Origin of the sequence: Cohnella sp. OV330, assembly GCF_900112065.1 — a bacterium.
Lineage (GTDB): Bacteria > Bacillota > Bacilli > Paenibacillales > Paenibacillaceae > Cohnella.
In genome coordinates this window covers 776,492-789,670 of sequence record NZ_FOKE01000002.1, presented here as the reverse complement: position 1 = coordinate 789,670, position 13,179 = coordinate 776,492, and the positions used below count along the sequence as shown (strand labels likewise).

Here is a 13,179-nt window from a genome sequence, read left to right as displayed (position 1 = left end):
TGGACCTCTGTCAATAAAGTAGACGCTCTCTAAGCTCACTTGTCCTTCTTGTTATAAAACTGGGTTCTGAATTGTTCTGGAGATAGGTAATCCAAAGAGCCATGAATTCTTTTACGGTTGTAGAAGAGCTCAATGTACTCAAACATCGCTTGCTGCGCCTGCGCCTTGGTCCTGAATTTCGTACAGTAAATAAACTCCTTTTTCAGCACGCTGTGGAAGGATTCAATGCAGGCATTATCGTAACAATTTCCCTTGCGGCTCATGCTCGCTTGCATGCCAAGTTGTTCTAGACGACCTCGATACGCATCGGAAGCATACTGAGAGCCTCGGTCCGAATGATGCAGTACGCTCTCGGAAGGTTGCTCGGACGCGTGAGCCTGTTCGAGTGCAGCCAGCACCAGGTCCGTCGTCATGCGGTCTGAGAGCTTCCAGCCGACGATGCGGCGGGTGTACAGGTCCATGATGCTGGCCAGATACAGACGGCCTTCCCGGCAAGGGATGTAGGTGATGTCGGCCATCCATACTTCATTCGGTAATGTCGTCTTAAACTGCTGATTCAGCACGTTAGGCGCAATCGCCAGGTCATGGTTGGAGTCCGTCGTGTTTACACGAAACTTCCTGGATACGCAGGATCTGAGGCCATGCTCACTCATGATCTGTCCCACCAGACGCTCGGAGACGATCCAGCCTTCGTTGCGCAAGATCCTCGTGATTTTAGGGCTGCCATAACGGCAATAGGAGTCGGTAAAAATCCAAGTGATACGCAGCAGAAGCGCTCTCCGGCGTTTTTGGTAGTTCGTCTCCTTGAGTTTTTCATTCATCCATTTGTAAAAACCGCTCCGAGAGACATTCAGTACGGCGCACATCTTCTCCAGTCGAAACTCGGAGCGGTGATCTTCGACAAACTGGAACCTTAGTTCCTTTCTTTGCTGAAGATGTGCATGGCTTTTTTTAAGATGGCGATCTCTTCCTTGAGATCTTCGATCTCACGCTCTTGAGAAGCAATCTGTTTTTCCTTCTGACGAATCGTTTCCCGATCCATGAGGGGCTCATTTTCAAACTTACGATGCTTGGTCATCCACTTCCTCAGCGTGCCGGCGGGGATGTCAAGTTCCTCTGCGATCTGGGGAATCGACTTCGTCTGTTCCTGAATGAACTTTACCGTTTGTTCGATGAACGCTTCGCTGTAATGTTTCCGCATCTCGCCCATGTAGGACACCTCACGTGATTTTTGTTTATTATCTCATGAGCTTAAGAGGTGTCCACTTTGTATTCTAGTTGCAAAAGCGAGCCAAGACGAAGGAATATTTCCTTGTCTTGCTCGCTTTTTCGTGTTGACCGCTAAAAAGTGAGCCCTGTTGTTCCTTTTGCTTGCGATAACCTTTATACTAGCAGTTAATTGAGGGAATGTTAAAGCATTATCCTGCTTATATATGGTAATTTATACCTTTAAAGGAGAAAAATGAATGTTTAAAATACGTACATCGGCCATGCTGTTATCTACTCTGATGATATGCTGGACGTTAGCGGCTTGTTCCGGGAGCGCCGGCACAGCGAGCAATGGCACTGCTGATACTCATACGAACGCCAACGCCACTCTTGTGGATGCAGATGCTTCTCAAAAGAAAATTTCTCCGGATGAGCCTGCCTGGAAGCTGGACACGTCACCGATTACGTTTGACTGGTATATCAATTTCGATTGGTTCACCAGCAAGTGGGGAGGCAACGTCGTTTCCGATTATATAACGAAGAAGACGGGCGTCAGCTTGAACTTTATCGTGCCTGCAGGCGACGCCGGCGAGAAGCTCAACACGATGATGGCAGCAAGGTCGCTCCCCGACTTCATCACGTTAGGCTGGTACGAGGATGCCGTGCAGAAGATGATCAAGGGAGACATGGTGCTTCCATTGAATGAGCTGGCGGATCAGTATGATCCTTATTTCTTTAAAGTAGCAGACCCCGCGAAGCTTAGCTGGTATACACAGGCTGACGGCCATGTGTATGGCTACCCGAATGCATCTTCATCCCCTGCGGATTATCGAAAATATGGTCGGCTTTTTACGTCTAATCAGACTTTTGTTGTTCGGAAAGACATGTATGAGGCGCTTGGGAAGCCGGATATGAGCACGCCGGAAGGGTTTCTCGGCGCGCTGAAGGCTGCGAAAGAGAAGTTTCCGGAAGTGGACGGCCAGCCGCTCATTCCGATCGGCCTGCATGAATTTACGGAGACCGGCAACTATTCGCTGGAAGCGTATCTTCAGAACTTCTTAGCGATTCCGCAGCAGAAAAACGGCAAATTGTACGACCGTCGAAGCGATCCCACCTATCTGAAATGGCTGAAGGTGTTCCGCCAAGCGAATGAGGACGGGCTGATGCCGACAGATGTCTTTATTGATGAAAAACGTCTGGAAAAGGATGAAAAAATATCGCAAGGGCGCTATTTTGCCATGCTGTATCAGTGGTCTGATTTTACGGAGATCAACCAAGCTTTGTATCAGAAGGACCCGAATAAGGCGTATATCGCGATTGATGGTCCGGCGAATGATGCGCATGATGAGCCAACGCTTGCAGGAAACGACATCTCCGGTTGGACGGTGACCCTCATCTCGAAGAACGTCAAGGATAAGAAGCGGGCAATTGCCTTCCTCGGCTATTTGCTCAGTGAAGAGGGGAACAAGGATCTGTACTTAGGAAAGAAGGGCGTTACCTACGATACGATAGACGGCAAAGATCAGTTCCTGCCGGAGGTCGAGCATCTGCTCAACACCGACCGTCAAGCGTTCGATAGCCAATACGGCGGTTCTTATATGTACTGGATGCTCATGGATACGAACATGAATCTGGCATGGGCTCCGCCTGATAGTGATCCTGCCAAACAGATTGCCGATTGGACGAAGGGCAAGACGATCAGCATGAGCGAGTTCGATAATCTCGATCCGGACCCGACGACGAAGGAAGGTATTGCGGAAGACCAGAACACGCGGCTCTGGGCAGAGACGCTGCCGAAGCTGCTGATGTCCAAGTCGGATGCTGAATTCGATCAACTGTTCGCCGAATTCATGAACGCAACTACCGAGGATCCCGAGCATGAAGCCATCTTAGCTAGCCGCCAAGCAGCCTATGAACGAAATGTACGGAAGTTGATGTCGTCGCCCAATCCATAGTTCTATAGAGGAAGCAGCAGGATGTGAAGCAGGTGATGGGAGATCGCAGCGATCCGTTGGTTACTGGAGAGACGTGCGTTTACGTTTAAATTTTCGCTTCAAGCCAAGCTGATTCTGTCCTTTGTGTTCGTTATCATCATTCCGGTTGTTCTATTCTCCTGGTATACGCTGAATGAAGAGTCCGCCAAGGCAATGGAAGAATTGACAAAGAACAACGAGAATGCGCTGGCGGTCGAGAAGACGAACATTGAAAATAACATGGAACTGATGGAATGGACCGGTCAGCTTGCCTTATCCAATCGGGAAATGAACCGTTTTCTGCAAATTGAACAAACGCAGGATACAGCGTATGTTCTTCATATTAAAAAAGATGTGGTCAACAGCTTTCAATACTTTCTTTTCAACAATCCGCGAATCGCGAATGTCCGGTTGTTCACGGACAACCTTTATGTGAACGAGATATGGCCAGTCATCCTACAGGAATCGCGTATTCAGGACAAGCCTTGGCATGATGAGGTGATGAAGCAAAGCGGTTTGCCCTGGTGGGAGATGCAGGAGAATGCCGTCCTTACCGGTGCGCCTTCCGAACCATCGTCGGACGAGCCCTTCATGACGTACTTGCAGGAATTCAAGTATCCGGACAACGTAACGCATAACGGGATACTGGAAATATCGATGAAGCTGTCGAATTTCTTCTCTCGAACGTTCAGCAGCGTGCAGAGCGCGAACGCCCAGCTGATCGTAGTCGCAAGGAGCGGACAGGTATTCAGCTTGAAGGCTTCGCCCGTGTTCGAGCAGCACAGCGCGGAGCAATTGCTGAACGGCGTGAAGCTGACGAGTAATACAGACCACGAGACGGTACAGTTCAAGGTTGATGGGCGGTCCTACTTGGCGATTCAGAGCTACATTCCGACGATCGACGTACATCTGGTCAATATGGTTAGTCTTGCGGACACGATGGAAGGCATTCACCATTCCAGAGTTCGATACATGATACTCATTTTGTTGTTAGCGGCATTTCTCGTACTGCTGTCTTACTCGATGCAGGCTATGATATTGCGCAGGCTTAAGGCGTTAAGAGAATCGATGGAAGAGTTAAGAAGCGGTAACTTCGACGTCGAACTGCCGCCGGTCACCGGTACCGATGAGGTAGGAGAGCTGGGCTTGCATTACCGTAAGCTCATTTTGAAGATTAACGAGCTCATTCAAGAGCAGGCAACTAGGCAGGCGGCAGGCAAAGAAGCCGAGCTTCGGGCGCTGAAGAACCAGATCGATTCCCACTTCCTCTACAATACGCTGGAGAACGTCAAGATGCTGGCGGAGATTGAAGGGCAGTACTTGATATCGGAAATCATGACCTCGCTAGGCGGTATGATGCGGTATTCGATGGAATGGAAGCGGGATCACGTGATGCTCTCCGATGAGATTCAGCATGTCCAGCATTATGTATCTGTCATGAACATCCGTTATGATGGAAGACTTGATCTCCGATTGTCGATCGCACCGGAATGCCTCAGGCAGGAATCGCTCAAAATGTCGCTTCAGCCCGCAGTCGAGAATGCAATCAAGCATGGGATGAGCCGTATGCATTCCAGCGACGGAAATCTTGTCATTACGATCTCGGCCGCCCGGCGCGATCAAGCTACTGTCATAGAGATCACTGACAGCGGCTGCGGCATACCGGAAGAGAAGCTGGGCTTATTGAATCGAATGCTGCGAATGGAAGAGTCCGCTTACCAGGATGCCCGGCAATTATTCGTCCGCAAAAATAACCAGGACAGCAACGGAATCGGACTTCGTAATGTAGACCAACGCTTAGTGATGAGCTATGGGACCGAATATGGGATTCAGATCGAGAGCGAGGAAGGAAGCTATACGCGCATCATCATGACTTTGCCCTATCGGGTCATGAGAGGGGGATTATACATCGATGATTAGCTTGCTCATCGTCGACGACGAGAAGATTATTCGGAGAGGTTTGCAATCGTTGATCGAGAGGCAGTTTCCCAATCAGTTCAACTACCGGTTTGCCGAGAATGGACAAGAGGCGTTGAAGCTGCTTAGCCAGGAGCCTGCGGATATGATGTTCACGGATATCCGCATGCCGATTATGGATGGGATCGAACTGCTCGAGCAACTGCAAGAGCATCCCGTAAGGCCCGAGATTGTGCTGCTCTCCGGGTATAATCAATTCCTGTATGCGCAGAAGGCGATTCGCTATGCCGTGAAGGATTATCTCGTGAAGCCTGTGATGCGGGAGGAACTATTTGCCGTCCTTGAGCGATTGATGCGGGACATTAGAATAAGAGAAGAGCGAGCAGATAAAGCGGGCGAAGAGGCCAGCCTTGTTGCTGCCGAGATCGTTACCCAGCATTTGACCCAAAAGGATGTGGATGATGCGATAACACAGAACAAGCTGAAGCAAGCCGGCTTTAGCTGGTTGGATGCTGGATATACGCTGGGCTTGTTTGCGCGACGCGGTGCAGGATCGCAGACTGGCAGTACGGATGCTGCCTCTTTCAGAAATCAAATCGCTGAGCTTTTACAAGAGCATATGGATTGGATACTCACGCGCGATGGAGAAGGCGGAACGATTATGATCGCACGCGATCCGGTTATGTTCTACCGGGCGGCGGAACGGTGGAGGCTGCGTGGATATGAGTCGCGGCTGCGAATCGCGATTAGCGAGTCCGTTCAAGGGATAGAGCGAATAAGGTGGGCATACAGCCAAGCGAAGCAAACTTTGAAATATAGAATCGTGATTCCAGAACGCGATGTGCTGGACTACGCCAGCATAAGCGAACGCAACGAGCGGCATGTCGTTCCGGTAGAATTAATTCAACGATTGTTGAATCTCATCGGAATGGGACGCGGGGATGAAATCAAGCAGCTTCTCGATCAAATCCTCGATATTCGCGTTATTTGCAGCTGTGAGATCGGCTATCTGGAACGTATTAGCCAGCTGCTTAACGAGGAGCTGTTCGACAAGTTGTTCCGCATCTACGGGTATAAAGTGCTCGGCTTGTTAGGGACGTACGCCCAAGTCGGTCACATCGGGAACTTCGATCGATTTGAAGAGTATTACATTGCCGTCGAGCAGCTTCTCGATCGTCTGGATCGGTTCATCCAAGATCGAAGAGAGCAAGCGCCGGCGGATCAAAATACGATGCAAAAAGTTGTCGCCTATTTGCAGACGCATTATGCGGACGATTTGAACATGGCGGTCGTGTCCAACCATTTCTCGCTTAATTACTCGTATTTTAGCCATGCCTTCCAAGAATATAGCGGCGAGAGCTTCTCGAACTATGTTCGCCGGTTAAGGCTGGACAAGGCGAAGGAGCTGCTGGTGCGCTCCGATTTGAAGGTGTACGAGATCAGTAATCAGGTTGGATTCGAAAACGTCAAGCATTTTACGAGAATATTCAAGGACACCGAAGGCATCACGGCGCTGGAATTCCGAAGCCAGCGAAGGCTGTTTGAAACCCCATGATGAACTGTTCTCTACATAACTGACCCATAAGAGAGCCACCTTTTTCAAAGTGTCCTTCTTATGGGTCGCCGTTCACGCCTTTTCATCAAGCGCTCATTCGTTGTTCCTTCATTTCGTATTCAGGAACTGAATCAGAGCGGCATTGAATTGTTCAGGGTGAGTCGCATTCAAACCATGCGGTCCACCTTCAATGACGACGAGTTGACTGCCTGGAACAGCTTCATGGGAAAGTTGACCGCTCACCTCAAGCGCCACGATCGCATCGGAATCGCCGTGGATAACGAGCAACGGGATATCGAACTTCGCCAAATCGCCACGGAAATCCGTCCGGCCGAAGGCATCGATGCAATCCAGCGTCCCCTTTGGCGAAGCATTAGAAGCAATATCAAGGTTGTAAGCACGGAACGACTCGCTGACCAGGTCGGTTCGATCCCCTGCTTTAAAGAAATTGCGCGTGAAGCCGTCAAGGAAGGCGACGCGGTCTTTTTTCAAACCGTCCTGGAAGCCCTGAATGGTGGCTTCATCCAGACCGCCTTCCGGATGCTCGGCAGATTTATAAAAGAACGGCGGAACCGCGGCAGCCAACACCGCCTTTTTGACGCGGCTTGTTCCGTATGTGCCAATGTAACGGGCTACCTCCCCGCCACCCATCGAAAATCCGACCAGCGTCACGTCCTTCAGATCCAGTTGTTCGATAAGCGTATGGAGATCCGCCGCAAACGTATCATAGTCGTAACCGTTCCACGGTTGGGAGGATTGTCCGAATCCGCGGCGGTCATAAGTAATCACGCGGTAACCTGCATCGATGAGCGCCGGAACTTGACCCTCCCACGAACGCCCGCTCAGTGGCCAACCATGGACCAAAATTACAGGCTTGCCTGCGCCAAGATCTTCAAAATACAACTGAATAGGGTGCCCATTTTCTTCTCCGACTAATATTTTAGCCATGCTTCACACTTCGCTTCCATTAGGATTTTGGTAGGGATGAGATGTAACACCATTGTATAAACAGTCGTTTGCACGATCAATATCAATCTCTCTATGCCTCTTATAGCTTTATCTTATAGTTGGAAAACCACGTATACAGCGATTATTCGGTATGTTATAGTGGGTCCTGCCAAATGAAGCTAAATTGAAAAGGAGCCTTTTTATGTCTGAAAAGCTTATGGAAGTGCTAAACACGCAGATCGCGAACTGGAGTCTATTGTTCACCAAACTCCATAACTATCACTGGTACGTCAAGGGTCAACAGTTCTTCACTTTACATGTGAAGTTTGAAGAACTATATACGGAAGCCGGGCTTCATGTGGACAATCTTGCCGAGCGGCTGCTGGCATTAGGCGGCAGCCCAGTAGCGACTATGAATGGAATTATGGAAACCGCAACGGTAAAAGATGCAGTGGGTAACGAGAGCGCTATGGAGATGGTTCGCACGCTCGTAGCCGATTTTGGAACGATTGTGAGCGAGCTTAAAGAAGGAATGAATATCGCTAACCGCGAGGGCGACGAGACAACCGGGGATATGCTTTTGGCGATTCACTACTCGCTCGAAAAGCATGTATGGATGCTGAAATCGTTCTTGGGGTAATCCATTAAAGAGCATGCAGGTTAACATTTCTCGATCAAGCTGCGATTTGATTGGAGCTTTCGATAACGCAACAAAAAAAAGAGCAGCTGCACAGGCTATGATTAGCTGTGAATAACTGCTCTTTTTTCAATAAGATACCGTTATAAAGCCAACTCTGTAACTTTTAAACCAAGCCCTTCGGCGACCGCAATTCCCCATTCCGGGTCGATTTTCACCGGCCAATTTGGCAGCTAGCTCGACATCCAGATTTTTTACTCCCTGTTCGGTTTTGAAATGATACTTAACCCATTCCCCTTGTCCATCCGCATTGACCCACTTAAACGTATGACTTCCATATCCATGCATATGACGGAGCGTAGCAGGGATACCGCGATCAGACATCAAAATGGATACTTGATGCAAGGACTCGGGAGACAAAGACCAAAAATCCCATACTGCGTTTGGGTTTTTAAGATGAGTTCGAGGGTGTCGTTTCTGCGTATGGATGAAATCCGGAAATTTAATGGCATCCCGTATGAAGAAGACAGGCGTGTGCACCGGCACCTTTGGCATGCACAACACGTTCAGGGACTCGTTCGCGATTGAAATGAGCAAGCTTTTCAAGAAGATGGACGTCTTGAATGAGTGTTGGGCCTCGAGAGCCAGCGGTCATAGAATTCTGGTTATCTCCCGATTTACTTACACCTATTTAGGGCGTGCAGGAATATCTTATTCTCGATTTTAGGCTTCCATCAATAGGGTCCTATCTATGTTTGACATAGCAATCGCTTATATCTCTGCTACAACCTTTTGTTGAATTGTCCGTTCATCTTCAGCGCACGTATAATAAGCTTGGATGGGATTTCGCCGAGTTCAATAACGCCGACCGCTGGATACTGCCGGTGGAAATCATCGATCAATGGAAGCGACTTTGACGCGGGAGGAGAGTGAAGAGAAATGGCCGAGGTTCTTATGCTTCACCATGCGCTGGGTCCGACAAAGGGAATTCACGCCTTCGCCGACGAGCTTAGAAGGGCGGGTCACACCGTACACATTCCCGATCTTTTCGACGGGCGCTTGTTTAACACGATCGAGGACGGCATGGCCTATGTCGGAGCGATTGGGTTCGAAGCGATCGTGGAGCGAGGTACGCGTGCGGCCAGTGAACTTCCGAGGGAAATCGTATATGCGGGGTTTTCGCTCGGTGTGGTGGCGGCCCAGAAGCTCGCCCAGACTCGCGAAGGCGCCCGCGGTGCGTTGCTCTTTTACGCCTGCGTTCCGACCCGGATGTTCGGATCTCACTGGCCGGCGGATCTGCCGGTGCAAATTCACGGCATGGACGCGGATCCCTTTTTCGTAGGCGAAGGAGACATTGAGGCTGCACGCGAGCTCGTGGCATCGGCGAACCATGCCGATCTCTTTCTGTACCCGGGCGATCAACACTACTTCGCGGACAGCAGTTTGCCGTCGTACGACGCCGATGCTGCGGCGTTGCTGCTCCAACGCGTACGCGGATTCCTCCGCCAATTGGATGAATGAGCGAAAAAGAAAGGGGGGCCGCGCATGGCCATCGTCAGCCGCTACACGAGCCAGGTGGTCTTCTAGACCAGATGCAAATAAGGCAGTACTTCAGAGGATTAATAATTGCATTGTAATCTCATATTAGAATTGTACTTATTTAGTATAGTAATATAGTATTGATGTGAATAAGTGCTATTTGTTGCTTTATTTTTGGGGGTATGGGAAATTGAAAAAGTTAGCATCTATTATTGTTGCCGCGGTATTATTTTCAACTGTATTTTTATCTTCCGGAGCTATAGCGGTCTCACAGCCGAAACTCAAGGATGTATGCACATTTACGGTGGACAAGACGCGGATTCATGTGAGCACATCCATCGCCAAAAACACGGCCGTTATCCAAGCAAAGTGTGACACAAAAAAGGTTAGCTATGACCAACTAACTGCAAGAACGAGTAATACTGATATCGCGACAGTGAAACACTCTGGATCTCAATTTGGAGTAAAAGCAGTATCAGATGGACCAGTATCAGTCATTCTCGAAGCAGATGGTTATTTCCCTGTACTGTTCGATTTCGCAGTAGGGAACGGGACTGAGTTCGGAGCTGCCGATTTACCCGCTGAAGGCCCGCCTATGGATCCCCAGCTTGAAAAGCTTAATAATGACTTGAAGGATCTTAACAGTTACAACGCGCAATTAGACAAAATTCATCCATATTATACAAAAGCACTTTTGACCTATGAACAATACAACACAGTCACAACCAAAAATAGGAAGCAGGCGGCAGAATCATTTACAAAATTGATTGTTCCAAACGCCACAAAATTCCTGACAGAACTTAAAAAGGTTAAGGTCAACAATAAAGAAATAAGTGCTTATCATAAGTCCTACATAAAGGCTTCTTCCTTGCAGTTGGAAGGGTACACCCTTATCAGCCAAGCTATTTCCAAAAGCAAGATAGATAATGCGACATACAAGAAAGGCAAACAGAAAGTAGAGGAGTCTAAAGCACTTATTCAACAATTTTGGATTGGATTTAATTCATATGATGACTATTTGCATGGAAGTAACTAAACCACAATTAGACTAATGGGTTGCATAGAAACTCAAGAATACCTATGGTCAAAAAATACTCACCATTTAAGTCGCATTGGATGCGACTTTTTTATTTATAAGATCGCCTTTTCTTGTCGTTGTTTAGGTGTCTAGTAGAAGCGATGCGCCGGAGGGTTCAGGCGTGAACTTCTTCTAAGCTGAGAAGGGGATACGCCGTAATATTTCGAAAACTGTTTTGAAAAGTAATGGATCGTCGAAAAACCGAGTTGTTCGGCGATGGACGTCACGGTCCGATCGTTGTCTTGAAGCAGCGAGTGTGCTCGCTCCATCTTAATTCTCATGAAGCATTCCTTCGGCGTCAAGCCGGTCATTTTCTTGAACAGGCTGTAAAATTGCGATTTTCGAAGCTTACAGAGCTCGAGCCATTGCTCATAAGGCGGATTGATGCCGGGGTATTGTTCCATCAGATCGATAATACGCTGGATGCGGAAATCCGGCATGTTTTCGGCCGCCTTTAGATTCGCCCATTGGAGAAGCCAACTGTAGAGCAGGCTGTTGACGATTTCCGACTTGTACTCGATATCGGTCCGGTTTAGACGAATGATTTGTTTGAAGGTCTGAATCAGCTCGGGATATTGCGATAGCGAAGCGATGCCGGACAAGGGCGTTGGATCGAATCCTTCAGCGACTGAAGTCAGCAGTTCGGGTCGGTAATCCGAAGGCGGATTGAAGCTGAGATGAACATGCGTCGGGATAGGGATATACGGATCGCAGTAGAGATCGTACGCGGAGATCGGCTGATCAACAGATTGACGGAATGAGTGAGTGACGCCGGGCGGGATGAACAACAGCGTTCCCTTTTGGAGCGGGTAGGAGCGCTCGCCGATCACGGCTGCTCCTTCTCCTTTATCGATCAGATGGAAGGCGAAACAATAGCCCTTCCTGTTTTGTTCTTTTGGCGTGCCTGAATATCGGTGATAATGGGCGGCTCTGATCGACGGCTTCATAGAGAGCATTATAGAATAGTCTGTCTTTGGTGTCATAAGGGGGTCACCTGTCTTGTCAGTAAGTATATGAGTTAAGGGTAAACTTGCGTTTTTAGCCTGTCAACGCAGATTGTACGTCCCTATGCGACAGATTTGCCGGAATTCCTTGCAAGGCCCGGAATCGCGGCTAAATACAACAGTCTTTGTTCGATGGAAAATAAGAAAACGAACCGGCACAAGTAGACGAAGGGAAGGCGTATTTTCAAATGGATGAATTAAACTTAATCGACCGGTTGAAGGCAGCCCCGCGCGGCGGCGGTTTTGCCATGGAGGGATACTGGGTCTGGTGCGGATCCGTCGCGCAGGGAGAGGATGGCAGATATCATATGTTCGCTTCAAGGTGGCCCAAGACGCTGCCGATGCACCCCGGTTGGCTCGTTCAATCGGAAATCGTGCGGGCGGTCTCCGACACGCCGGAAGGACCCTATGCGTTTCAGGAGATCGTGCTGCCGGCCAGAGGCGCGGAATATTGGGACGGACGATGTACGCACAACCCGCATATCGTCAAGTTTCAAGATCAGTACCTGCTTTACTATATGGGCACGACGCATCCGTTCGCGGACATCAATCCCGACGATAATCTCACGCTTTCTCGTCCGGAGGTCGTCGTGGCCCGCTCCAACAAGCGGATTGGACTGGCGACTGCATCAAGCGTTAAAGGACCGTGGCGACGGTTGGACTCGCCGATTCTGGGCGTGCGTCCCGGCAGGTTCGACAGCTACCTGACCTCAAATCCCGCGCCATGCATCAATGAGGACGGTTCCGTGCTCCTCATCTACAAGTCGAGGCGATACGAAGGACATCGGTATAGCGATATGTTTCTCGGCGCGGCCTGGGCGGAACGTCCGGAGGGACCGTATCGACCGATGGCCGATGAACCGATTTTCGACCCATCCGAGGTTCATTTGGAAGACCCTTTTATCTGGCGAACGGCCGACGGATACCGCATGATAGCAAAGGATATGGACGGTCGGATCGGCGGCGAGCGTCACGGCGGCATAGCCGCCGTATCGATCGACGGTCTGCACTGGTCAATCTCGAGCGAGGCCAAGTCGTATTCCAGACGGGTCTTATGGGATGACGGCAAGACAGTTACGATGGGCAATTTTGAGCGGCCATTCCTGCTGTTTCAAGACGGGCGTCCGACGCATCTGATTGCGGCGACCGCGGATGGGGAAGGGGAGTTCAGCGGCAGCAATACGTGGAATATGGTCATCCCGTTGCAAACATAGGAACGCCGCGCGGTTATAGGAATGGCATCCAATATTTAGTGTGGGTTTTGAGCGCTTTTTTTAAAATCTGAAGATTGTCCATGCCGAGCTCACAATTTTCCATAC

At 49.5% G+C, this 13,179-nt stretch carries 10 protein-coding genes and 2 pseudogenes; 7 read left to right on the top strand and 5 right to left on the bottom strand.

Annotated features, from left to right (window positions below):
- Nucleotides 1-35: 35 nt before the first annotated feature.
- Nucleotides 36-899 (bottom strand): annotated as a pseudogene (locus BM235_RS07205) (IS3 family transposase); the annotation flags it as partial.
- A gap of 14 nt (nt 900-913) precedes the next feature.
- Entirely contained in the window at nt 914-1,210 is a 297-nt protein-coding gene (locus BM235_RS32300) for a transposase (protein ID WP_090110997.1), read from the bottom strand.
- A gap of 256 nt (nt 1,211-1,466) precedes the next feature.
- Here BM235_RS32300 and BM235_RS07195 point away from each other — a divergent pair, with 256 nt between their 5' ends.
- From BM235_RS07195 to BM235_RS07185, 3 genes are all read left to right on the top strand, one after another.
- Entirely contained in the window at nt 1,467-3,164 is a 1,698-nt protein-coding gene (locus BM235_RS07195) for a type 2 periplasmic-binding domain-containing protein (RefSeq protein WP_255374118.1), read from the top strand.
- A gap of 192 nt (nt 3,165-3,356) precedes the next feature.
- Nucleotides 3,357-5,102: a sensor histidine kinase gene (locus BM235_RS07190; protein WP_255374117.1), complete on the top strand. Its 1,746-nt coding sequence runs from the start codon at nt 3,357-3,359 to the stop codon at nt 5,100-5,102.
- The gene (locus BM235_RS07185) at nt 5,095-6,654 is read left to right on the top strand and encodes a response regulator (RefSeq protein WP_090110991.1); all 1,560 of its coding nucleotides are present in this window, start codon (nt 5,095-5,097) and stop codon (nt 6,652-6,654) included. The genes BM235_RS07190 and BM235_RS07185 overlap by 8 nt, the downstream gene beginning before the upstream one ends.
- Nucleotides 6,655-6,762: 108 nt before the next feature.
- On the opposite strand, the gene BM235_RS07180 is transcribed toward BM235_RS07185, so the two are convergent.
- Nucleotides 6,763-7,602, bottom strand: a complete 840-nt coding sequence (locus BM235_RS07180) for an alpha/beta fold hydrolase (RefSeq protein ID WP_090110989.1) — start codon at nt 7,600-7,602, stop codon at nt 6,763-6,765.
- Nucleotides 7,603-7,804: 202 nt separating this feature from the next.
- Between BM235_RS07180 and BM235_RS07175 the strand changes: the two genes are divergently transcribed.
- Nucleotides 7,805-8,242, top strand: a complete 438-nt coding sequence (locus BM235_RS07175; RefSeq protein WP_090110987.1) for a Dps family protein — start codon at nt 7,805-7,807, stop codon at nt 8,240-8,242.
- 207 nt (nt 8,243-8,449) lie between these two features.
- On the opposite strand, the pseudogene BM235_RS07170 reads toward BM235_RS07175, so the two are convergent.
- Nucleotides 8,450-8,930 (bottom strand): annotated as a pseudogene (locus BM235_RS07170) (catalase); the annotation flags it as partial.
- Between the two features lie 248 nt (nt 8,931-9,178).
- Here BM235_RS07170 and BM235_RS07165 point away from each other — a divergent pair.
- Nucleotides 9,179-9,760 carry a dienelactone hydrolase family protein gene (locus BM235_RS07165; protein ID WP_090110985.1) on the top strand — a complete coding sequence of 194 codons (582 nt, stop codon included), beginning with the start codon at nt 9,179-9,181 and terminating at the stop codon, nt 9,758-9,760.
- Nucleotides 9,761-9,968: 208 nt separating this feature from the next.
- Nucleotides 9,969-10,814 carry a hypothetical protein gene (locus BM235_RS31605; protein ID WP_143106643.1) on the top strand — a complete coding sequence of 282 codons (846 nt, stop codon included), beginning with the start codon at nt 9,969-9,971 and terminating at the stop codon, nt 10,812-10,814.
- 131 nt (nt 10,815-10,945) lie between these two features.
- Here the strand turns inward: BM235_RS31605 and BM235_RS07155 are convergent, their stop codons facing one another.
- Nucleotides 10,946-11,839 carry an AraC family transcriptional regulator gene (locus BM235_RS07155; RefSeq protein ID WP_090110981.1) on the bottom strand — a complete coding sequence of 298 codons (894 nt, stop codon included), beginning with the start codon at nt 11,837-11,839 and terminating at the stop codon, nt 10,946-10,948.
- A gap of 209 nt (nt 11,840-12,048) precedes the next feature.
- Between BM235_RS07155 and BM235_RS07150 the strand changes: the two genes are divergently transcribed.
- Nucleotides 12,049-13,074, top strand: a complete 1,026-nt coding sequence (locus tag BM235_RS07150; protein WP_177244199.1) for a glycoside hydrolase family protein — start codon at nt 12,049-12,051, stop codon at nt 13,072-13,074.
- Nucleotides 13,075-13,179 lie beyond the last annotated feature (105 nt).